The following is a 20,846-nucleotide window of genomic DNA, read 5'->3' on the forward strand; positions in this document are numbered from 1 at the left end:
TCTGGAGTGTTCGTTGCGTAAACGGAGTTCAGCGGTGTTCTCTCAAAAGCCACTCTTTGGCTTGGTTGATTCTGGCAGCCAGGGCGGCGGAGCCGCCGCGGTCGGGATGGACCTGCTTCATCAGCCGTCGATGGGCCTGGCGGATTTCCGCCTCGCCGGCGCCCGCCTGAAGCCCCAGAATATCATAGGCTTCCTGCGTGCTCATTCCGCTCGAGCTGCTCGCCGTGCCTGCCCCCATGTCGGCATCAGCCTGCATGTCGTCTCGCCATCTGGGATGCGCCCGGTCGAGATAACTTTCCAGAAGCCTGAGTGATTCCGGGTCGCCCGTCATATCGTGGGCGACCAAGGTCAATTCCTCAAAAGTGAGCTCCGACAAGACCCGTCCCTCGTAGCGGCCAGCGAGGACCGTCCCGTCAAGGTCGCCGCTCACATGATCGAGTGTCATTTCGAGGCCGGCCGAACGAACCGTAGAAAGGTGGGTTGCTGCCCCTCCCCGCCGCGACCAGCTCTTGCGCAGAATCGAGAAGGCAAAAATGGCAACCGGCAGGGCGAACGCGAACTGGCCGACGATCAAAAGGCCGAGTGCGATGAGCCCTAACGCAATCCCGCTTCCCATGCGTAACGTCCCTGCGAGCCTCGCCGGAGACGCCGTCAGGAAGACACGAAAGAGCAGATAGATCGCGGCCACAACCGCAATCAGGATGAATAGGCCTCTGATCATCGCGGGCTCACTTCAGGGACGGCAACAGCCGGCGGGCCGCTGACGAGCCCGAGGCTTCGAGAGCCTTGAGACCGCCTGCCGCATAAGTCGCGACCGCCCCCAGCAGATCTTTGAGCTCTGAGGCAGAAGCTGCATTGAACGGGAGATAAGCCCCCCGTGTCAGACGCGCGATCTCGCGGAACGCCTGTTCCGCATTGGGATCCCGCCCTTCGTGGAACATGAAGGCCCGCACGCCGAGAAGACCGAGTTCACCCGCGATATTCGACAATTCGTCGATATCCTCTTCCATGGCATCGCCCACATAAACGAGCGCGGCGACCGGTTTTTTCTCCGTCTCGCGGCGGGCATGGGCGAGCACTTTCTTGATCTGCGTCTTGCCGCCCCGGCAGCTGATGCGCACCATCAGGTCCCGCAAGGCCGCCGGATCAGCGACCCAACGGGAGGCGCGGCTTTCGCCGAAGCCGCGAAAATAGACGAGCTGCACTGTCAGGCCGCCCACGTCGGCCGCCGCCTTGAACATCTCCGCCTGCAAGCCGCAGGCGAGATCCCAGGTGGGCTGCCGGCTCATCGTGGCGTCGAGCGCGAAGACCAGGCGGCCGCGCGCGTCGCCGCCCACGGGCGCCAGGCTTTTGGCCTGTTTCAAAAACGCGTCTATTTCGCCACGGCTCGAGCGGTTTCCTTCAGACGGGAGGTCCGGTGAGCGGTTCGTAATATCTTTGCCCTTGGTCATCGCCTTGCGCATCTCCTTTTCGCAGGATGTGGTCTGAGCGGCACCTTGCGCAAGTCAGCATGGCCGATTACCGCTTCGGCAGCTTTCACATATCCGAGGATCGACGTGCACCCCGATATCGCGACGAGTATCGCCAATCTCAGGGACCGGATCGACAGCTGGCGTGCAGCTGAAGAGACAATCGCGCTGGTGCCGACGATGGGTGCTTTACATAGCGGTCATCTCCAGCTCGTGGAGCTTGCGAGCGAACGCTGCGACCGCGTGGTGGTGAGCATCTTCGTCAACCCGACGCAGTTCGGACCCGAAGAAGATTTCTCTCGCTATCCGAGGCGGCCGGAAGCCGACCTGGAGGCGCTCGCAAGGGTCGGCGTGCCATTGGTCTTCGCACCGACCGCCGATGAAATGTATCCGTCCGGATATGCCACGACCGTCAAGGTCGGAGGGCCAAGCGAAGGGCTGGAGAGCGATTTCCGACCGCACTTCTTCGAGGGCGTCGCGACCGTTGTCTCGAAGCTTCTGATCTCGTGCTTCCCCGACGAGGCGGTGTTCGGTGAAAAGGACTATCAGCAGCTCCTCGTCGTCCGACGCCTCGTGAGCGATCTGAGGCTGCCCACGCGCATCGTTGCGGCACCAACGGCACGTGAGGACGACGGGCTCGCTCTGTCGTCACGCAACGCATATCTGAGCCCGGAAGAACGGCGCAGGGCGCCGCTGATTTATTCCTCTCTGCAACGGGCAGCAGAGGCTCTGCGCGCGGGTGCCCCCGCCGCCAGCACCGTCAATGACGTCAAAGAGCGGCTGACTGAAGCGGGTTTTCGCGTCGACTACGTCTCGCTCCGACATAGTGAGACATTGCAGCCGCTCGCAGAGCTCTCGGAAGGCCCGGCCCGCCTCCTCGCAGCCGCCTGGATGGGAGGCACACGCCTCATCGACAATATCGCGGTCTAAGGCCCTTACAGCAGGCCGAGCGCCGCGAGCTCACCGCGCAGCTCTGCGGGAAGCTCCCCGAAGCCGTCGACGTCGCCGCCGAGATCTGCAGGAGCATCTTCAGGCTTCAGATAACGCCACCCCTGGAAGGCGCGCCGCGGCTGCCAGGCCGTCGGCACCAATTCCTGCTCAAGCACGAGACGGCAACGCTGGACACCTTCGCTGTCCTGAAAGACGCGGATATCCGAAAGCCGCTGACGGACCTGAACATTGCCTTTGATAACCCAGTAGAGAGAGCCGCCCGCAAGAAGCTCGTCGCGACGGCGGGGCACCATGCGCGTGACATGAACGTGCTCGGCCGGCTCGCCGGTCCGCTCCCGCTCGGCGAGCCGCCGTTCGATCCAATCCTTGAGATCGTCGATTGATTCCGCGCCCACACAGAGCTTCAGGAGATGCAGCGCCATCTCTTCGATTTAATCCTCGCGGCTTCGCCCGTGAAGGGCAAAGCCATCGCCCTCCCCAGCTTCAGCAGTCGCATTAGGTGGCAATCGTACGATCGGAAGCCCCCAAGGAGCGGCGACTTCGAGCCGAGAGGCCTCAGCACTCGATGACGTTGACCGCAAGACCGCCCGTTGAGGTTTCCTTGTACTTCTCATGCATGTCGCGGCCTGTCTGGCGCATCGTCTCGATGCATTTGTCGAGCGGGACGAAATGGTCACCGGTGCCGCGCATGGCGAGAGACGCGGCGGTGACGGCTTTCACCGCCCCCAGTGCGTTGCGCTCGATGCACGGGACCTGAACGAGCCCCGCAATCGGATCGCAGGTCATGCCAAGATGGTGTTCAAGCGCGATTTCGGCGGCGTTCTCGATCTGCGCATTGGTAGCGCCGAGGGCCGCTGCAAGCCCCGCCGCCGCCATCGCCGAGGCCGAGCCAACCTCCCCCTGACAGCCAACTTCCGCCCCGGAAATGGAGGCGTTGTGCTTTATGATGCCGCCGATCGCCGCCGCCGTCAGAATGAAGGTACGGACACCGTCGCGCGATGCCCCGATGCAATGGTCGAGATAGTAATGGACGACCGCCGGCACGACACCTGCCGCCCCATTCGTCGGAGCAGTGACGATCTTGCCGCCGGCGGCGTTCTCTTCGTTGACCGCCATGGCGTAGACGCTCAGCCAATCCATCACGCGGTGCGGCTGCAGCGCGTTGGCACCGCTCTCGTGCTGCAGACGATCATGGAGTTCGCGCGCTCTGCGCTTGACGCCAAGGCCACCCGGCAAATCGCCTTCGCCTGAAAGCCCGCGCTCGACTGAGGCACGCATCTCGTCCCAGATGCGTTCAAGGCCCGAAACGAGGTCGGGGCTCACCTGCCCTCGGGAAAGCTCGTTTGCCTCTTTCATCTCTGCGATGCTCAGCCCCGAGCTCTCTCCCATCGCCAGCATCTCCCTGGCGCTTGCGAAAGGATAAGGCACGGCCGAGGTTTCGGTGACCGGTGAATCGTCGGCGGAGGTGCGCGCCAATTCCTCGTCGGTGACAACAAAGCCACCGCCGACCGAATAATAAATCTGTTGCACGAGGCGGCGCCCGTCAGCCGCAAAGGCGGAGAAGCGCATGCCGTTCGCATGACCTGGGAGCGGCGTATCAAAGTCGAAGACGAGGTCTTTTCCGGGATTGAACTGGTAGGCCGGGTGCCCCAACGGGGTCACCATCTCGGTTGCATGGACCGCGGCAATGATCTCGTCGATGCGGAACGGGTCGATGTCTCGAGGGCTCTCGCCCATCAGGCCAAGAAGGATCGCACGGTCGCTGCCGTGGCCTTTGCCTGTGAACGCAAGCGACCCATGCAGGCTGACCGCGAGGCGAGCGGGCTCAACGCCGGCAGGACGCGGCCAGTCGCCGTCACGGATGAGACTGAGAAAGCGCCCCGCCGCCACCATCGGACCCATCGTGTGCGACGAAGACGGACCGATGCCAATTTTGAAAATATCGAAAACCGAAAGAAACATCCGGGACCTCTCACACAACACCACGCTATCTCAGCCTGCTGCATGCAACGTTCTGGGCCCGACAAAAGCTGCCGAACCATTCTTCCGCGCATTTTCGCCGTTTCCGGAAAGGCGCGGTTTACCATCTTGCAAGGCTTCTTCTCTATCTTGTGGAGAACCCAGGGGGATGGGACATGCGCGATTCCACGAGACGATTTTGGCGCCATGAAGCCGGCAACAGCACGACCGAATATGCGCTTATTGCAGCGCTGATCGCCGTCGTCTCAGTCGCCGGTGTCAAGCTCACCAGCTATAATCTCGACAAACTTGCGACGGAACTGGCGATGCAGAGGATGGACACTGGCGCGCTCGTCGCCGCAAAGGAAGATCCGGAAGACACCATCATCACCGGCTCCATCCGCCGCTCCAGATAGCTCAGCCGGGGTTTCAAAGAGGCGTTGCTCCCGCCTGCCACTCGCGCACCGCATCGAGCGGCCACAACAGCATCAAGACATTCAAAGTGAGATTGTCGCGGATCAGCCATCCGACCAGGAGCTCCATCGCGGCGGCAATCATCACGGTCGCCCATACGGGCAATATACGTGCGAACCAGAAGCCCGCGATCATCGCCAGGATGTCCGACATGGAATTGATGACGCTGTCGCCATTGTAGCCGGCGGCGATCGTCACTTCGCGATAGCGGTCGATGATCCAGGGCGAATTTTCGACGATCTCCCAGGCCGCTTCGACCAGAGTCGCCAGGACCAAACGCACTCCGATCGGCCTGACTGCGGACCAGTTCCGGGCCAAGAGCCACAGCGCACCGTAAAACAAGAAGCCGTGGATGATATGCGAGGGCGTGTACCAGTCCAAAAGGTGCTGGGAATTCCCCGGCCCGTTCGGATCGCCGTACCAGAGATCGACATGGCCACATTCGCAAATCGGAATCCGCCCCATGGCAAGGAGGATGGCGGCCGTCAGGGCAAGGATGCCTGCAACCGCCAGTCCCGCCCGCAATTGCGGGCGGTCACTTATGAGACGCATCAACTCTGTGCCGCTCAGATCAGCAAGGTCATCGGGTTCTCGATATAGCGTTTGAAAGCGGCAAGCATCTCGGCTCCCAGCGCTCCGTCGACAGCACGATGGTCCGTCGACAACGTCACCGTCATGATCGAAGCGACCGTCACCCTGTCGTCACGGACGACGGCCCGCTTTTCACCGGCGCCAACGGCCAGGATGGTCGCGTGAGGCGGATTGATCACCGCCGCGAAATCACGGATGCCGTACATGCCGAGGTTGGAGACTGCGGTCGTCCCGCCCTGATATTCTTCGGGTTTCAGCTTCCGCTCCCGCGCCCGGCCCGCCATATCCTTCATTTCGTTCGAGATGACAGAAAGGGTCTTCTTCTCCGCATCGCGAATGACCGGCGTGATCAGGCCGCCCGGGATCGAGACGGCGACGCCGACATCCGATCCTTTGTGCTTCAGCATCGCTTCTTGCGTCCAGGTGACGTTCGCCTCCGGCACGGCCTGCAGCGCCATGGCCATCGCTTTGATGACGAAGTCATTCACAGACAGCTTATAGGCCGGCTTGTCGTCTATGGCGGGCGCGGCCGCATTGATCTCGGAACGCAGCTTCAGAAGCGCATCGATCTCGCAATCGCTTGTCAGATAGAAGTGCGGGATGGTGGTCTTCGCTTCGACCAGGCGGCGGGCAATGGTGCGCCGCATGGAATCGTGCGGCACAACCTCGTAGCTGCCCTCGGCAAACATTTTGCGGATCTGCTCGTCGCTCATACCGGCCGGTGCCGGTGCCGGCGTCTTTGGCGCGGACGTGGGTGCCGTTTCTGCGGCAGTTGGGGCCGCGGCCTGACCTCCGCCCTTTTCAACAGCTTCCTCGATGTCCTGTTTGACGATGCGCCCGTGAGGGCCGGACCCCGAAAGCGCCGACAGGTCGAGGCCCTTCTCCTTCGCGAGGCGCTTTGCCAGCGGCGAGGCAAAAATTCGGCCGGACGACTTTCCGTCCGACTTCCCCGAGTCGGAAGACGGCTGCAAATTGTCCGAAGAGCCTCCCTCGTGGAGACCCTCGCGCGGGACGGCTTCACCGCCCTCTGTCTCTTTCGGTTCCGGAGGCGCCGCATCAGCGCCCTTGCCGTTTTGAGGTGCCGCGGCTTCCTCTGCAGGCGCTTCGACGGCGTCCGCGTCCTCGCCTTCCTCGGCGAGGATGGCGATCACATCGTTGACCGCGACGTCCTCGGTTCCCTCGCTGACCAGGATCTTGGCGACCGTGCCCTCGTCGATGGCTTCCACTTCCATGGTCGCCTTGTCAGTCTCGATCTCGGCAATGACATCGCCCGGAGCGACCGCATCGCCCTCCTTGACGTGCCATTTGGCGAGATTGCCCTTCTCCATGGTGGGCGACAGGGCGGGCATCAGGATATTGATCGACATAAACCGGTTCTCCGGAAATTCTTTATTGCGCGTTGGGCGAAGTTTCGCCCTCGACATCGAGCGGCCAGAGCGCGCTCAGCGGAAACGTCATGACGTCAAACGGGGGCGCAGCGACATCGTCCCCGTCGCGGAAGGTGTCGACGAGCAGCCAGCTGTCGCCGGCGAGCGCGAAGACCTCCAGAACCTTGGAGCGCGGGTCCAGCAGCCAGAGATGCGAGACACCGGCGCCAGCATAAATCCTGCGCTTCGACACCCGGTCATAGGTTTCGGTCGAGGCCGAGATCACCTCGCAAACCCAGTCCGGAGCCGTCTCCAGATATGCCGTCTCAGGCAGGACCGACAGGCGCTCGCGGCGCCACCCGGCGATATCGGGGACGACGATATTGTGGCCGAGGTGAAGTTCGGGCTCGTCCATAAATATCCACCCCCCCGGTCCATCACCGCCGAACTGGAAGCCGCCCAGTTTCATGCCCAGCACTGACGAAGCAACGCTGTGCCGTGGTGCCGGCCGTGGATGCGTGACGAGCGTTCCGTCGATGATCTCGGCGACGAGATGCGAGGGCACCGCCTGAAGATCGGCATAGGTCGCCTGTCTTTCCGCCGGCTCAGCCATCGCTCAATTTCGGCTCCACATTTAAACGGCAAGAATCGGAGAGAGCGGGGCCCGCCAGAAGAGTCCCGCCCAACACTCCAAACGCCAGCCTAGTCGGCATAGCTCACCGCTTTCACGGCTTCGACCACCTCCTTGGCGCTCGGCAGAGCGAGCTTCTCCAGATTGGCGGCGTACGGCATCGGCACATCCTTCCCGGTCACCGACAGGACCGGCGCATCGAGATAATCGAATGCCTTCACCATCAGTTGCGAGGCGATCCAGGAGCCGATCGAGTTCTGCGGCCAGCCTTCTTCCACCGTCACGCAGCGATTGGTCTTCTTCACGGAACGAATGACCGCCTCGATATCGAGCGGCCGCAATGTTCTGAGATCGATCACTTCGCAATCGATGCCCTGTTCGGCCAATTGCTCCGCCGCCTTCAGCGCGTGGGTCATGCCGATGCCGAAGGAGACAATCGTCGCATCCGAGCCTTTTCGCGCGATTTTCGCCTTGCCGATGGGCAGGACGAAATCATCGAGCTTCGGAACCGGGAACGACTGGCCGTAAAGGATCTCGTTTTCCAGGAAGATCACGGGATTCGGATCACGGATCGCCGCCTTCAGGAGCCCCTTCGCGTCGGCCGCCGTATGCGGCTGGATGACTTTCAGGCCCGGGATCTGTGAATACCAGGCCGCGTAATCCTGGCTGTGCTGTGCAGCGACGCGAGCGGCGGCACCATTCGGTCCTCGGAAGACCATGGGGCAGCCCATCTGACCGCCCGCCATATAGAGCGTCTTCGCGGCCGAATTGATGATCTGATCCATCGCCTGCATGGCGAAGTTGAAGGTCATGAATTCCACGATCGGCTTCAGACCGGCGAACGCCGCCCCCACGCCGAGGCCGGCAAAGCCATGCTCGGTGATCGGCGTATCGATGACCCGGCGCTCACCAAACTCATCGAGAAGCCCCTGGGTGACCTTATAGGCACCCTGATACTCAGCTACTTCCTCGCCCATCACGAAGACATCGCCGTCGCGGCGCATCTCTTCCGCCATGGCATCACGAAGTGCCTCACGCACCGTCTGTTCTTCGAACTCGGTGCCCTCAGGCACTTCCGGATCTTCCGGCGGCTCGGCCTTGTCCATCGCCACGAGCACGGATACGGGTCCGTCCTTGCGGCCGAGCTTTTCGTCCTCCTTTTGAGGTTCCTTCTCTTTGGCCTCCGGCTCCGGCGCTGCGGGAGCAGAGCCGCCATTGGCCTTGCCTCCCTTGTCTCCAGAGGAGGCTTTTTCGAGATCGCTTTCGTTTTCGTCCTCGCCGAGCAACAACGCGATCGGCGTATTGACCTTGACGGCGTCGGTGCCCTCTTCGACGAGAATTTTGGCAATCTTGCCCTCGTCGACGGCTTCAACCTCCATCGTCGCCTTATCTGTTTCGATCTCGGCGATCACATCGCCGGCGGCGACTTCGTCGCCCTCCTTTACCGTCCATTTGGAGAGCTTCCCCTCCTCCATGGTCGGCGATAGGGCCGGCATCAAAATCTCGGTCGGCATTCAGCAGGGCCTCACGCTTCTACGTACACGTCCGTCCACAATTCGGACGGATCGGGCTCGGGATCGTTCTGGGCGAATTCCGCCGCCTGGTTGACGACGCCGCGGATTTCCTTGTCGACGGCCTTCACGTCATCTTCGCTCAGGCCGTGGCTTTCCATCAGCCGCTTCTTCACCTGCTCGATCGCATCGTGTTCGGTGCGCATCTTCTGCACCTCCTCCTTCGAGCGATACTTGGCCGGATCCGACATCGAATGGCCGCGATAGCGGTAGGTGAGCATCTCGAGGATCATCGGGCCTTTGCCGGAGCGGGCATGCTCGGCGGCAAAATCACCGGCGGCCTTCACGGCACGCACATCCATGCCGTCCACCTGATGGCCCGGGATATCGAAGGATTCGCCCCGCTTGCACAATTCGGTGGTGGCCGAGGCGCGCGCCACCGACGTTCCCATGCCGTACTGGTTGTTCTCGATCACGTAGATGACGGGAAGGCTCCAGAGCTTCGCCATATTGAAGCTCTCGTAGACCTGCCCCTGATTGGCAGCACCATCGCCGAAATAGGTGATCGAGACGCAATCGTTCTCGCGATAGCGATTCGCGAAGGCGAGCCCCGTCCCGATCGGCACCGAGGCGCCGACGATGCCATGTCCGCCGAAGAAGTTCTTCTCCCGCGAGAACATATGCATGGAGCCGCCCTTGCCGTGCGAATAGCCGCTGCGACGACCCGTCAGCTCCGCCATCACGCCTTTTGGGTCCATACCTGTCGCAAGCATGTGTCCATGGTCGCGATAGGTGGTGGTGACTTGATCACCCTCCTTCAACGCCATCTGCATGCCGACGACGACGGCCTCCTGGCCGATATAGAGATGGCAGAATCCGCCGATCAGGCCCATGCCGTAGAGCTGGCCTGCCTTCTCTTCGAATCGCCGCACGAGAAGCATCTCGCGATAGGCTTTCAGATCCTCGTCCTTCGAAAAGACGATCGGATCGAACGCCGACTTCTCAGCGGTTTCGGTGTTCGGCCGCTCGGCCGTTGCACCTACCGGGGGATTTCCGTTCTCATTCGCCTTCCCGCGGGGCTTCGCGGAAGAGTTTTGCGAGCGCGAGCGTGACCTACGCTGGCCGGTCCCCGTCTGTGACGGGGTCTTGGCTGCCGCCATTCCAGTCCTCCTGAAATTTCTGCCGCACACTATTACGGGAAAATGGGCGGGGAAACCCGTTTCGCAAGACAGGCAGGGTTGCGTGCCGTCCTACGCATCGGAGGATGGGGAAAAGGCGGCTCGATAGAAGCCGAAGATCAGCTGCCGTCGGCGGCGTCGTAAATGACGATATCTGTGGGATGAACGAGATTGAGCGCCTGGCGCGCGCGCTCATCGAGCATATCGCGGTCGAGGCTGTCGGGCCGCAAAAGAGCGACACGCCGCTCAAGCTTGGCGCGCTTCGCAAGCAGCTCATCGAGCTCTTTGTTGAGATCGACCTTGCGCGCTTCGAGCGTCTCCAGCGCCTCCAATCCGTAATGCCCTTCAACAGCATGATAGGAAAAATAGGCGAGCACAAGGAGGCAGCCCAACGGAAGGGCAAGCGGCTTAAGCTTCGACTGTTTACGCTGCCGGGTTGCCATCGGCCGCTCTACCCCAACGCTCACTCAGACTGGAGGTGATCGGTGGGGACGTACGCAAAACCCTTCCGTCCCCACGAGTTGGACATTAGAAGATCCAGGGTAAAGAAACGGTGTGACGGCCGGCATGGGAGTGTCCCAAATCGGGGCGGCTTCCTTGCTTTCATGTTAAGACATCGAGGCCGACGATGCGGATGCCGGGCGCGCTTTCACCCGCTCTTTCCCGCAATCTCCTGCCTTTCCGTCCCTTTTTCCGAAGTCTTTGAACCAAGGTGGGTCCGAGACCGCTGGCCGCCTCCGTCATCATGCGTTCAGAAAGGGAGAACAAGGAGACTGGATTCGCAGCCGCATCTGACGGCATATGACGCATGCGTGCCCAAAAAGCCGGATTGAGAGGGACCTCCCATGGCCTCGAGCATGTCACAGAACGTTCTCATCGACCGCCAGTTCGGGATTCGCGCCGCGTCATACGTGGCAAGCGCCGTTCATGCGAGCGGGTCCGATCTTGCCTATCTCGGCGAGCGCATCGCCGAGCTCAACCCGGAAACGGCCGTCGATCTTGGCGCCGGCGGAGGGCATGTCAGTTACACGATGGCAGGCTTCGCGCGCCGTGTCGTCGCCTGCGATCTATCGCAGGAGATGCTCGCTGCCGTTGCCGAGACGGCGCGAAATCGCGGGCTTTCCAACATCGAAACGCAAGTTTGCGACATCCACGCCCTGCCCTTCGGCGATGGCGAGGCCGACTTCGTCGCAAGCCGCTTCAGCGCCCATCATTGGACAGACCTTCCAGGCGCGTTGCGGGAGGCGCGTCGCATTCTGAAGGAGGGTTCGACGGCCATTTTTATGGATGTCGTATCGCCGGGCACGCCGCTTCTCGACACCCATTTGCAAACGGTTGAGCTCTTGCGGGACCCGTCGCATGTGCGGGATTACTCGGTATCAGAATGGCTGCGCGAACTTCAAAGCGCAGGTTTCTCGCTTCGTCGCAGCGTGGGCGCGCGTCTGCGGCTCGACTTCGCGTCATGGGTGGAGCGGATCGGAACCGACCCGGAGTTCACGTCCGCGATTCGTCTCCTGCAAAAGACGGCGAGCGGCAATGTCGCCCGCCACTTCGCCATCGAGGACGACGGCTCGTTCACAATCGATACGGCCGTTTTCGAGGTGCTCGCGGCCTGAGTTTCGAAGGCCCGCCACGTCAAGCGTAGCGGGCCTTCGGCAGATCACTTCTTCAGAACCGCGCGGCCGGCATAATGCGCTGAAGCGCCGAGATCCTGTTCGATCCTCAGAAGCTGATTGTACTTCGAGGTCCGATCGGCGCGTGCCAGCGAACCGGTCTTGATGCGTCCGCAATTGGTGCCAACGGCAAGATCGGCGATCGTCGCGTCTTCCGTCTCACCGGAACGATGCGACATGACGGCGGTGTAGCCGGCGAAATGCGCCATCTCGACCGTCTCCATCGTCTCCGTCAGCGAGCCGATCTGGTTGACTTTGACGAGGATCGAATTGGCGATGCCATCGTCGATACCGCGCTTCAGGCGCTTGACGTTGGTCACGAAGAGGTCGTCACCAACGAGCTGGCATTTGTCGCCCAGCTTGTCGGTCATGATCTTCCAGCCATCCCAATCGTCCTCGGCCATTCCATCTTCGATCGAGACAATCGGGTAGCGAGCGACAAGATCGGCATAATAGTCGACCATCTCTGCCGGCGAGAGCGTCCGCCCCTCGCCTTCCAGCACATATTTTCCGTCCTTGAAGAACTCGGATGATGCCGGATCGAGCGCCAGGTAGACATCTTCACCCGGCTTGTAGCCGGCCGCCTCGATCGCCTTCACGACGAAACCCAGCGCTTCATCCGTGGACGCGAGCCCTGGCGCGAAACCACCCTCGTCGCCAACATTGGTGTTGTGACCGGCATCGTGGAGGGAGGCTTTCAAGCGGTGAAAGATCTCGGAGCCCATGCGCAGCGCGTCGGCAAAGGTGTCGGCGCCAACCGGCATGATCATGAATTCCTGGAAATCGATCGGGTTGTCGGCATGCGCGCCACCGTTGACGATGTTCATCATCGGAACCGGCAGTGTGCGGGCCGCAACCCCGCCGACATAGCGGTAAAGCGGCAGACCACGGGCAGCGGCAGCCGCCTTGGCAACTGCGAGAGAGACACCAAGGATCGCATTGGCGCCGAGACGGCCCTTGTTCTCCGTCCCGTCGAGCTCGATCATGGCACGGTCGATGGCGATCTGCTCCTCGGCCTCGCGGCCGCCGATCGCCTGAAAAATCTCGCTGTTGACCGCCTCGACGGCCTTCAGCACACCTTTGCCGCCGTAACGTGACTTGTCGCCGTCGCGCAGCTCGTGGGCCTCGTGTATGCCGGTCGAAGCTCCAGATGGCACCGCGGCGCGTCCCGTAGAACCGTCTTCGAGAAGCACGTCGACCTCTACGGTCGGGTTGCCACGACTATCGAGAATCTCGCGGCCGATAATGTCTATGATCGCAGTCATATGGGATCCCCCTTCAGGGCGGTTTCCTATTCGATGTAAGCGCGCAACAAAAGCCCCCTGGCGGCAGAGCTGCCGCGCAGTTCACGGTCTTCGCCGCGCATTTCCGCAGGACTTTTAGCTCGACCGGCCGAGATCGTCAGCGCAGAAGAACGACGTTTCACCGCGATAGGTGACGACGACCCGTTTGGACGCCGCGCAACCCTCAGACGGCCAATCGACCCAAAAGTGCGGACTTTGCCCAGTGGCCATTCGAATCTCATGTCGGGGAGCATCGATCGCCGGTGTCGACCGCACATCGGCCTGACGGCCCGCCAGGACGGCCGCAGACACAAGCGAAATCGCGAGAACGACAGGAACGAGAAGCACGCGCATCAATATCATCCCATCTTCGTTTCGACCGTGGCTGGAATTGCTATCGCCCAACCCTTCGCGGCCTCACGCTAAGGGAGATGACGCGCCCGAACGAATGAAAAAAAGATAATAAAAGGCTGTCCGCAAACGGCCGCATTCCCTCGAAATGCACGCCCGATGGCGCGATCTCGTCAAAGACTTGGAGGCAATGCGGCGGCGCCCGGACCAGCCCTCAGGCATATCGGCATCGACGAGACACGGCCACGTTTTCGCCGCCAGGTTTACGTGACCTTATCGGCCGCCCGCTGAGGCCTTCACCACCGCGTCGAGCGCCATCAGCTGTTTGAGCATCGCTTCCATCTCAGACAGCGGTACCATGTTCGGCCCGTCCGAGGGCGCGTTGTCAGGATCCTGGTGCGTTTCGACGAAAAGGCCCGCGACGCCCACCGCAATCGCTGCGCGAGCGAGCACCGGCACGAACCGACGATCGCCCCCAGAGGAACCGCCCTGCCCGCCTGGCTGCTGCACTGAATGCGTCGCATCGAAAATGATCGGAGCACCGGTCTCCGCCATCTGCGGCAGAGACCGCATGTCGGACACCAGCGTGTTGTAGCCGAAAGAAACGCCGCGCTCGGTCAAAAGGACGTTGGGATTGCCACTCGCCGTGACCTTGGCGACGACGTTCTTCATGTCCCAGGGCGCCAGAAACTGGCCCTTCTTCACGTTCACCACCCGGCCCGTCTCTGCGGCGGCGATGAGAAGATCCGTCTGCCGGCACAGGAAAGCCGGGATCTGGAGAATGTCGACGACTTCGGCCACCTCCGCGCATTGGCCGCGCTCATGCACATCGGTCAGAACCGGCAGGCCGAGCTCCTTGCGAATATCGGAGAAGACGGGCAACGCCGCCTCAAGCCCGACGCCGCGACGTCCGGAGAGACTCGTGCGGTTCGCCTTGTCGAAGCTCGTTTTGTAAACGAGGCCGATACCGAGCCTTTGCGTCATCTCTTTGAGTGCGCCCGCCATATCGAAGGCGTGATCGCGACTCTCCATCTGACAGGGGCCCGCGATGAGCGAAAACGGCAGGTGATTGCCGAAGCTGACGCTGCCGGCTTCAACGACCGCATTGGGGACTGATGGCTGCGCAATCTCGTTCATTGGTGTTCCACGAAAGCAAGGACGGTTCCGAGACCTGGCGCCGGCGGCACGACCAGCCGCTCTGCATGGCGCATCCCGTCTGGCGCAAACTGGCGCGTCTTCTCAACATTGTCGACCAGGACCTCGAAGGCCGCAAAGACAAAGCCATCGCCTGGATCGGGAGCGGCAACGCCATAACGGTTCTCAAAGCCTGCCGGCGTCATCAGCAGCAGCTTCTTGCTGCCAAGATCGGCCTCGACGAGGAAAGAGGTCGCCCGCAGCTCACGCTGGCCGGTCGCCGCCGACAGAAAGACATGGAAGTCGGCCGGATTCTTTGCGACCGCCGCAACGGCGACGACACCTTCCGCTCCGTTCGGATGGTCGCAATAGTGCGTGCCGGTATTCACGCTCATGCCGACAGGCTGACAGACGAAGATCGCAGCCTCCGGCGCTTTCGGGTCGGCCGCAAAAGCAAGGCGCACCCCATATTCGGTTTCTTCGCCGGCATCGTTGCGCGCCTTGCCGACGAACGAAAAGAGATCCCCGACGCCAAAGCCCTTCTGCCGGTAGGCGTCCAGAGCTTCCTCCGCATCGTCGCCCTTCAAGGCGAGCATCGCGAAGCCTTCCGGGGCACGAGCGCTCGCCTTCTCGATCCTGTCGAGGAAGACCAGCCCTTCTGCGATCCCCTTGTCGACCACGGCTTGATCGAGCGTCGCGATTGGCTCCAGATAGGTGCGGTTTTTGAAGAACACGCGCGCATTGCCCGTGCCGAACGGATGCCGTGCGTCCGGCGAAACCTGGAAGCCGAGCTTGCTCAGACGCTCGCGCGCCGAAGCGAGCGCCGCAACCGGCAAGACGAGGTGATCGATCGGACGCATGGCGGGCTTTCGGCAATCATTTCAGGATCGCAGGGATAGGCGCCGGCAAAAGCTCGGGCAAGCGCGGCACCGGCACGGCCCGCGCTTGCGAGATCAAACCAGCCGGCTCTGCTCCACGGCCGCGGCGATGAAGGACGCAAAGAGCGGATGCGGCTCGAACGGCCGCGATTTCAGCTCAGGATGGTACTGCACGCCGATGAACCAGGGATGCTCGGCAAGCTCCACCGTCTCCGGCAGCAGCCCATCGGGCGACATGCCGGCGAAGGTGAGCCCCGCCTCCTCCAACCGCTTGCGGTACTCGATGTTGACCTCGTAGCGGTGGCGATGGCGTTCGGAGATGTTTCTGCGACCGTAGATCGACGCAATGCGACTGCCCTCGGACAAAGAGGCCGGATAGGCACCAAGTCGCATCGTGCCACCGAGATCGCCCTGCTCTGCCCGCTTCTCCAGCTGATTGCCCTTCAGCCATTCCGTCATCAGGCCAACGACCGGTTCGTCGGTGGCTCCGAACTCCGACGAATTGGCGTTCTCGAGGCCAGCCATATTCCTGGCCGCTTCGATCACCGCCATCTGCATGCCGAAGCAGATGCCGAAATAAGGCACCTTGCGGGTGCGTGCGAAGGTCGCCGCAGCGATCTTGCCCTCCGCTCCACGCTCACCGAAGCCGCCGGGCACGAGAATGCCGTTGACGCGCTCGAGCCAGGGGGCGGGATCTTCCTTCTCGAAGATCTCGCTCTCGATCCATTCGAGATTGACCTTCACCTTGTTGGCGATGCCGCCGTGGAACAACGCCTCGCTCAGCGATTTGTAGGCGTCCTTCAAGCCGGTGTATTTGCCGACGATGGCGATCGTCACCTCGCCTTCCGGATTGTGGATGGTGTCGGAGATGTCCTGCCAGCGCGTGATCTCCATGCCGCGGGCATAGTCGATGCCGAAGGCGGCCAGCACCTCGGCGTCCAGCCCTTCGCGATGGTAGACGAGCGGCACATCGTAAATGGAGCCGACATCTTCCGCGGTGATCACGGCGCTCTCACGCACATTGCAGAAAAGCGCCAGCTTGCGCCGCTCTGCTGCCGGGATCGGGCGGTCGCAGCGCACCAGAAGGATATCGGGCTGAATACCAATCGAGCGCAGCTCCTTCACGGAATGCTGCGTCGGCTTCGTCTTCAATTCGCCGGCCGCAGGAATAAACGGCATCAGCGTCAAATGGATGAAGATCGCCTGGCCACGCGGCAGCTCGTTGCCGAGCTGACGGATCGCCTCGAAGAACGGCAGGCCTTCGATGTCGCCGACCGTGCCGCCGATCTCGCACAGAACGAAGTCATAGTCTTCGTTGCCGTCGAGGACGAATTCCTTGATGGCATCCGTCACGTGCGGGATCACCTGAACGGTGGCGCCGAGATAGTCGCCGCGCCGCTCCTTGGCGATGATTTCCTGATAAATCCGCCCGGTCGTGATGTTGTCCTGCTGATTGGCCGAGCGACCGGTGAAACGCTCGTAATGGCCAAGATCGAGATCGGTCTCAGCGCCGTCGTCGGTCACGAAGACCTCGCCGTGCTGATAGGGGCTCATCGTACCCGGATCCACATTCAGATACGGGTCGAGTTTGCGGAGGCGGACCTTATAGCCACGGGCCTGCAGCAGCGCGCCGAGCGCTGCGGATGCAAGACCTTTGCCGAGGGAAGAGACCACGCCGCCGGTGATGAAGATGTACCGCGCCATGGGCCTCAACGCTTACCTAAGCTGGAACGATTCGTGGAGTCGAAAATGAAACAGCCGTGCAGAAGGGCACGGCTGTGACGCAAAGGCACCACCGCCGCGGTGAACGCGGCGGGTGCCCAGGAGACAAACAACATTATTGGGCCGAGCCTCCGAGCGGCTGAGCCGGATTCTCCGAATCCGTCGAATTGTCAGAGCCCGACTGCGCGTCTTGGCTTGTCGGGGCATCCGCATCGGATGGCACAGCCTCGCCCGAAGGCGCGGCGTCTGCCGCCGGGCTATCCGTGCTGTCGCCCGCCGACGAAGCGTCCGAGGGCGCAGTCTGCGCGGGCGAGGTCTCGGCCGGTGCCGTCTCGGCCGGCGCCTCAGAGGGCGTTTCAGCCGGAGGCGTCTGCGGGCCGGACGTCGTGGGCGACGTCGGCTGCATCGGCTGCGGAGAGTTCGACAAGCTCTTCAGAGCGTCGAGGACGCCCGGCCCATCTTGCGCTCCGCTCGGCGCGCTCGGCGGCGTCACAGGCTGATCGCCGGACGTCTGTGCAGGCGCTGCCGGCGCATTCGGCTCGGTCGTCGTCGCGGGCGCGACAGGACGGTTCTGCAAGCGTTCGAAGATGTCGCTCGGCCCGGTATCGAGCCTCGCCAGGACCGTCAGCCCGATCGAAGTCGCAAAGAACGCCGCAGCCAGAATTGCGGTCGAGCGCGTCAGAAGATTGCCCGCGCTTCGCCCGCTCATCATGCCGCCGCCCCCGCCGATGCCGAGCGCACCGCCTTCCGAGCGCTGCAGGAGTACAAGGGCGATCATGGCCAAAACCACCATCAGGTGGATGACGATCACAACAGTAGTCATCAGATCAATTGCCGTTTTTGGAATTTGGTCGGCCTTCTACACGAGGCCGGTGTCGACTTAAAGGCGGTTAGGCCGCTTCTGCTGCCGCAGCCGCTTTGGCGATCGCCAGGAAGCTCTCTGCCTTGAGGCTCGCACCGCCGACGAGACCACCATCGACGTCGGCAATGGACATAATGGCTCTGGCGTTGTCCGGCTTCATCGAGCCACCATAGAGAATGGGAACACGCCGCCCCGCCTCGCCGTAGCGCTTCACCAGACGCGCGCGAATCTGGCCGTGCATGGCGCCGATATCGGCCTCCGTCGGCACACGGCCGGTGCCGATCGCCCAGACCGGCTCATAGGCGACGATCAGGTCTTCATTCTCCTGGGTCGGCAGAGCATCAGGCAAGGAAGCGGCGAGCTGCTCTTCCACCACGACCTCTGCACGGCCCGCATCCCGCTCCGCTTCGACCTCGCCGACGCAGACGATCGGCGTCAGAGCGGCGCGCCATGCGGCATCGACCTTCGCCCGCACCTCTTCGTTGGTCTCACCATGGTCCGTGCGGCGTTCCGAATGTCCGAGAATCACTGCGCGCGCACCCGCGTCACTCAGCATTTCGGCTGCGATATCCCCGGTATGAGCCCCTGATGCTTTCGCATGGCAGTCCTGCCCGCCGAATTCCAGCGGCGTGCCAGCGCAATGCATGGTCATACGTGCGATCAGAGTCGCGGGCGGGCAGATCATGGAAACGACTTTGCCGGTCCAGCCGCCGACGCCGTCTCCGATCGAACGGGCCTCATGAAGGCTCTCCGAAAGGCCGTTCATTTTCCAATTGCCGATCACCCATTTCATCATGCGTCGTCCCTGTGGGTTGAAGTGGCGGCGGCGCTGTGCTTGGCAGGGCACCGACCGATGCCTATGATGCGCGGGCCGGGCGCTCTTGCCCGGCGTTTTTGTTGGGCCGAGGGTGTTCCATGCTGGATCGAATGCGTCAAGCGACAAGCGGCTGGATGGCCAAGCTGCTCCTGGGGCTGCTGGTGGTCAGCTTCGGTATCTGGGGCGTGGCAAACCAGTTCAGCGGCTATGGCCGCGGCACGCTTGCCTCTGTCGGCGACGAAGAAGTGACGGCGGTCCAGTTCGACCGCGCGCTGCGCCAGCGCATGCAGCAATTCTCGCAGCAGATGAATCAGGTGATGACCATGGAGCAGGCCCGCAATATCGGCCTGCCCCAACAGGTTCTCTCGCAACTCGTCTCCGAAGCGGCGCTCGACGACCAAGCCTCGCAATATAATCTCGGTGTCTCCGACGATAAGCTTGCTCAGGAGATCGCCTCGGATCCGACGTTCCAGGGCATTGGCGGGCGCTTCGACCGGCAGCGTTTCCGCGCCCTCCTCGCCAATGCGGGACTGCGCGAGGAAGACTATATCGCCGATATGCGCGAACGGATGGTGCGCCGTCAGATCGCCTCCGCTATAGCCGGCGATGTCAGCGCGCCGAAGCCCATGCTCGATGCCTTCTATCGGTATCAGAACGAGGCGCGGACGATCTCTTATGTGACCGTCGACACCAGTGCGATCGAACCGGTCGGCGAGCCAGATGACGCGACGCTTCAGTCCTTCTTTGAGGACAATCAGTCGCAATTTCGGGCGCCGGAATACCGGTCTCTCGGCGTCATCGCGCTCGAGCCGGCCGCCATCGCGGATCCGGCCTCCATTTCGGAAGACGACGTCAGGCAGGAATACGCAAGCCAGTCGCAGCGTTTCTCGACGCCCGAGCGGCGCAGCGTGATCCAAGTGCGGTTCAACGACCCCGAGGATGCCAAGAAGGCAGCCGACGAAATCTCCTCAGGAAAGACGCTTGAAGAGGTCGCGACAGAGAGAAATCTCACTGCGGTCGACCTTGGCCTCAAAGCAAAGGCCGAGATCGTCGACCAGAGCGTCGCCGACGCCGCCTTTTCCGCCGACGAAGGGGCAACGGTGCCGGTCCTGGACGCCCGCCTCGGTCCGGCAATCATCAAGGTCGTGAAGGTCGAAGAAGGCTCCACACAACCGTTCTCGGCGGTCGAGCCCGAACTGCGCAAAGAGATGGCCGAGCGCCAAAGCTCCAACGAGGTTCTTTCGCTTTACGACCAAATCGAGGACGAACGCGCCGGTGGCGCAACGCTCCAGGAAGTCGCCCAGAAGCTCAACCTTCCCTACCAGAAGATCGAGGCGGTTGCCGCGGATGGGACCGGGCCGGACGGAAACGAAGTCTCCGTGCCGGGCGGCCGGGATTTGATCGCGGACGCCTTTCAAAGCGATGTCGGGCTCGAAAACGACCCGATCCACGTCGGCACGAACACGTTCTATTTCTACGACGTGACCGAAACCACACCAGCTCGCGACCGCACACTCGATGAGGTCAAGCCGGACGTCGTCGCCGCATGGCAGGCCGATCAGCGTGCCGAGCGGATCCGCGACCGCGCCAATGCCCTGTTCGATCGCCTCAAGAACGGGACGCCAATTTCCGAGATCGCCTCCGAAATCGGGAAAGACGTGCAAAGCGCCGAGGGTGTGACGCGAACTGCCTCGCAGCAGCCCGACAGCCCCCTCAGCCCGAATGCCGTCGCACAAGCCTTCGCCGGTCCGCAGAATCACGTGGCCAATGCAGAAGGCAAAGATCCCCAGAACCGGGTCCTCCTGCACGTCGACAGCGTGACGGTGCCTGCTTATTTCGAGGAAGCGGCGGGGGCGACGCAATTGCGGGAGAGCCTTGGGCAAGCCATCGCGGGCGACCTGTTGCAGGCCTATAATGCCCATCTCATCGATGAGCGATCGATCTCCGTCAATCAGGCGATCTACGGGCAGATCGTCGGAGAAAGCCAGCAATAAC

The 20,846-nt window shown here is 62.3% G+C and carries 20 protein-coding genes; 4 read left to right on the forward strand and 16 right to left on the reverse strand.

Annotated features, from left to right (window positions below; genetic code table 11):
* Positions 1–28 precede the first annotated feature (28 nt).
* Together J2R99_RS15715 and J2R99_RS15720 are read right to left on the reverse strand one after the other, a co-directional pair.
* A complete protein-coding gene (locus J2R99_RS15715; RefSeq protein WP_307155333.1) occupies positions 29–721 on the reverse strand; it encodes a DnaJ domain-containing protein in 693 nt (230 codons plus the stop codon).
* Between the two features lie 7 nt (positions 722–728).
* Positions 729–1,451 carry a vWA domain-containing protein gene (locus J2R99_RS15720; RefSeq protein WP_307155334.1) on the reverse strand — a complete coding sequence of 241 codons (723 nt, stop codon included), beginning with the start codon at positions 1,449–1,451 and terminating at the stop codon, positions 729–731.
* 99 nt (positions 1,452–1,550) lie between these two features.
* Between J2R99_RS15720 and panC the strand changes: the two genes are divergently transcribed.
* Complete coding sequence (gene panC, locus J2R99_RS15725) at positions 1,551–2,399, forward strand: pantoate--beta-alanine ligase (RefSeq protein WP_307155740.1); 849 nt, start codon at positions 1,551–1,553, stop codon at positions 2,397–2,399.
* A gap of 5 nt (positions 2,400–2,404) precedes the next feature.
* Here the strand turns inward: panC and J2R99_RS15730 are convergent, their stop codons facing one another.
* Together J2R99_RS15730 and J2R99_RS15735 are read right to left on the reverse strand one after the other, a co-directional pair.
* Positions 2,405–2,842 (reverse strand): DUF1489 family protein, encoded by a 438-nt coding sequence (locus J2R99_RS15730; RefSeq protein WP_307155335.1) that lies wholly within the window; start codon positions 2,840–2,842, stop codon positions 2,405–2,407.
* Between the two features lie 133 nt (positions 2,843–2,975).
* Positions 2,976–4,382, reverse strand: a complete 1,407-nt coding sequence (locus J2R99_RS15735; RefSeq protein ID WP_307155336.1) for an L-serine ammonia-lyase — start codon at positions 4,380–4,382, stop codon at positions 2,976–2,978.
* Between the two features lie 173 nt (positions 4,383–4,555).
* Between J2R99_RS15735 and J2R99_RS15740 the strand changes: the two genes are divergently transcribed.
* On the forward strand, positions 4,556–4,795 hold the full coding sequence (locus tag J2R99_RS15740; protein WP_307155337.1) for a Flp family type IVb pilin: 240 nt from the start codon (positions 4,556–4,558) through the stop codon (positions 4,793–4,795).
* A gap of 13 nt (positions 4,796–4,808) precedes the next feature.
* On the opposite strand, the gene J2R99_RS15745 is transcribed toward J2R99_RS15740, so the two are convergent.
* From J2R99_RS15745 to J2R99_RS15770, 6 genes are all read right to left on the reverse strand, one after another.
* A complete protein-coding gene (locus J2R99_RS15745) occupies positions 4,809–5,405 on the reverse strand; it encodes a DUF2585 domain-containing protein (RefSeq protein ID WP_307155338.1) in 597 nt (198 codons plus the stop codon).
* Positions 5,406–5,419: 14 nt separating this feature from the next.
* Positions 5,420–6,811, reverse strand: coding sequence for a pyruvate dehydrogenase complex dihydrolipoamide acetyltransferase (locus tag J2R99_RS15750; RefSeq protein WP_307155339.1), 1,392 nt, complete (start codon positions 6,809–6,811; stop codon positions 5,420–5,422).
* 22 nt (positions 6,812–6,833) lie between these two features.
* The gene (locus tag J2R99_RS15755; protein ID WP_307155340.1) at positions 6,834–7,424 is read right to left on the reverse strand and encodes a Uma2 family endonuclease; all 591 of its coding nucleotides are present in this window, start codon (positions 7,422–7,424) and stop codon (positions 6,834–6,836) included.
* 89 nt (positions 7,425–7,513) lie between these two features.
* Positions 7,514–8,956 (reverse strand): pyruvate dehydrogenase complex E1 component subunit beta, encoded by a 1,443-nt coding sequence (locus J2R99_RS15760; protein WP_307155341.1) that lies wholly within the window; start codon positions 8,954–8,956, stop codon positions 7,514–7,516.
* Positions 8,957–8,967: 11 nt separating this feature from the next.
* On the reverse strand, positions 8,968–9,936 hold the full coding sequence (gene pdhA / locus J2R99_RS15765; RefSeq protein WP_370872427.1) for a pyruvate dehydrogenase (acetyl-transferring) E1 component subunit alpha: 969 nt from the start codon (positions 9,934–9,936) through the stop codon (positions 8,968–8,970).
* A 314-nt stretch (positions 9,937–10,250) separates the two neighbouring features.
* The gene (locus tag J2R99_RS15770; RefSeq protein ID WP_234627881.1) at positions 10,251–10,574 is read right to left on the reverse strand and encodes an FtsB family cell division protein; all 324 of its coding nucleotides are present in this window, start codon (positions 10,572–10,574) and stop codon (positions 10,251–10,253) included.
* 402 nt (positions 10,575–10,976) lie between these two features.
* On the opposite strand from J2R99_RS15770, the gene J2R99_RS15775 reads away from it, so the two are divergent.
* The gene (locus tag J2R99_RS15775) at positions 10,977–11,747 is read left to right on the forward strand and encodes a class I SAM-dependent methyltransferase (RefSeq protein WP_307155343.1); all 771 of its coding nucleotides are present in this window, start codon (positions 10,977–10,979) and stop codon (positions 11,745–11,747) included.
* A 44-nt stretch (positions 11,748–11,791) separates the two neighbouring features.
* On the opposite strand, the gene eno is transcribed toward J2R99_RS15775, so the two are convergent.
* The 6 genes from eno to tpiA form a co-directional block, all read right to left on the reverse strand.
* Positions 11,792–13,069 (reverse strand): phosphopyruvate hydratase, encoded by a 1,278-nt coding sequence (gene eno, locus J2R99_RS15780; RefSeq protein ID WP_307155344.1) that lies wholly within the window; start codon positions 13,067–13,069, stop codon positions 11,792–11,794.
* 642 nt (positions 13,070–13,711) lie between these two features.
* Positions 13,712–14,575 (reverse strand): 3-deoxy-8-phosphooctulonate synthase, encoded by an 864-nt coding sequence (kdsA, locus tag J2R99_RS15785; RefSeq protein WP_307155345.1) that lies wholly within the window; start codon positions 14,573–14,575, stop codon positions 13,712–13,714.
* The gene (locus tag J2R99_RS15790) at positions 14,572–15,432 is read right to left on the reverse strand and encodes a VOC family protein (protein WP_307155346.1); all 861 of its coding nucleotides are present in this window, start codon (positions 15,430–15,432) and stop codon (positions 14,572–14,574) included. Before J2R99_RS15790 ends, kdsA begins: the two co-directional genes overlap by 4 nt.
* A 93-nt stretch (positions 15,433–15,525) precedes the next feature.
* Positions 15,526–17,154, reverse strand: coding sequence for a CTP synthase (pyrG, locus tag J2R99_RS15795; RefSeq protein WP_307155347.1), 1,629 nt, complete (start codon positions 17,152–17,154; stop codon positions 15,526–15,528).
* A gap of 133 nt (positions 17,155–17,287) precedes the next feature.
* Positions 17,288–17,995, reverse strand: a complete 708-nt coding sequence (secG, locus tag J2R99_RS15800) for a preprotein translocase subunit SecG (protein ID WP_307155348.1) — start codon at positions 17,993–17,995, stop codon at positions 17,288–17,290.
* A 67-nt stretch (positions 17,996–18,062) separates the two neighbouring features.
* Positions 18,063–18,830 carry a triose-phosphate isomerase gene (gene tpiA / locus J2R99_RS15805; RefSeq protein WP_307155349.1) on the reverse strand — a complete coding sequence of 256 codons (768 nt, stop codon included), beginning with the start codon at positions 18,828–18,830 and terminating at the stop codon, positions 18,063–18,065.
* A gap of 131 nt (positions 18,831–18,961) precedes the next feature.
* On the opposite strand from tpiA, the gene J2R99_RS15810 reads away from it, so the two are divergent.
* The gene (locus tag J2R99_RS15810; RefSeq protein ID WP_307155350.1) at positions 18,962–20,845 is read left to right on the forward strand and encodes a peptidylprolyl isomerase; all 1,884 of its coding nucleotides are present in this window, start codon (positions 18,962–18,964) and stop codon (positions 20,843–20,845) included.
* Position 20,846 lies beyond the last annotated feature (1 nt).

Source organism: Rhodopseudomonas julia, assembly GCF_030813515.1.
GTDB lineage: Bacteria > Pseudomonadota > Alphaproteobacteria > Rhizobiales > Afifellaceae > Afifella > Afifella julia.

What these genes read in the sequence shown, in the direction of transcription:
- J2R99_RS15745 (WP_307155338.1), bottom strand. Translation starts at nt 5,405, where the DNA reads ATGCGTCTCATAAGTGACCGCCCGCAATTGCGGGCGGGACTGGCGGTT.
- eno (WP_307155344.1), bottom strand. Translation starts at nt 13,069, where the DNA reads ATGACTGCGATCATAGACATTATCGGCCGCGAGATTCTCGATAGTCGT.
- J2R99_RS15715 (WP_307155333.1), bottom strand. Translation starts at nt 721, where the DNA reads ATGATCAGAGGCCTATTCATCCTGATTGCGGTTGTGGCCGCGATCTAT.
- J2R99_RS15740 (WP_307155337.1), top strand. Translation starts at nt 4,556, where the DNA reads ATGCGCGATTCCACGAGACGATTTTGGCGCCATGAAGCCGGCAACAGC.
- J2R99_RS15770 (WP_234627881.1), bottom strand. Translation starts at nt 10,574, where the DNA reads ATGGCAACCCGGCAGCGTAAACAGTCGAAGCTTAAGCCGCTTGCCCTT.
- J2R99_RS15750 (WP_307155339.1), bottom strand. Translation starts at nt 6,811, where the DNA reads ATGTCGATCAATATCCTGATGCCCGCCCTGTCGCCCACCATGGAGAAG.
- J2R99_RS15720 (WP_307155334.1), bottom strand. Translation starts at nt 1,451, where the DNA reads ATGACCAAGGGCAAAGATATTACGAACCGCTCACCGGACCTCCCGTCT.
- secG (WP_307155348.1), bottom strand. Translation starts at nt 17,995, where the DNA reads ATGACTACTGTTGTGATCGTCATCCACCTGATGGTGGTTTTGGCCATG.
- tpiA (WP_307155349.1), bottom strand. Translation starts at nt 18,830, where the DNA reads ATGATGAAATGGGTGATCGGCAATTGGAAAATGAACGGCCTTTCGGAG.
- J2R99_RS15775 (WP_307155343.1), top strand. Translation starts at nt 10,977, where the DNA reads ATGGCCTCGAGCATGTCACAGAACGTTCTCATCGACCGCCAGTTCGGG.
- J2R99_RS15760 (WP_307155341.1), bottom strand. Translation starts at nt 8,956, where the DNA reads ATGCCGACCGAGATTTTGATGCCGGCCCTATCGCCGACCATGGAGGAG.
- kdsA (WP_307155345.1), bottom strand. Translation starts at nt 14,575, where the DNA reads ATGAACGAGATTGCGCAGCCATCAGTCCCCAATGCGGTCGTTGAAGCC.
- J2R99_RS15730 (WP_307155335.1), bottom strand. Translation starts at nt 2,842, where the DNA reads ATGGCGCTGCATCTCCTGAAGCTCTGTGTGGGCGCGGAATCAATCGAC.
- J2R99_RS15790 (WP_307155346.1), bottom strand. Translation starts at nt 15,432, where the DNA reads ATGCGTCCGATCGATCACCTCGTCTTGCCGGTTGCGGCGCTCGCTTCG.
- pyrG (WP_307155347.1), bottom strand. Translation starts at nt 17,154, where the DNA reads ATGGCGCGGTACATCTTCATCACCGGCGGCGTGGTCTCTTCCCTCGGC.
- J2R99_RS15735 (WP_307155336.1), bottom strand. Translation starts at nt 4,382, where the DNA reads ATGTTTCTTTCGGTTTTCGATATTTTCAAAATTGGCATCGGTCCGTCT.
- J2R99_RS15810 (WP_307155350.1), top strand. Translation starts at nt 18,962, where the DNA reads ATGCGTCAAGCGACAAGCGGCTGGATGGCCAAGCTGCTCCTGGGGCTG.
- J2R99_RS15755 (WP_307155340.1), bottom strand. Translation starts at nt 7,424, where the DNA reads ATGGCTGAGCCGGCGGAAAGACAGGCGACCTATGCCGATCTTCAGGCG.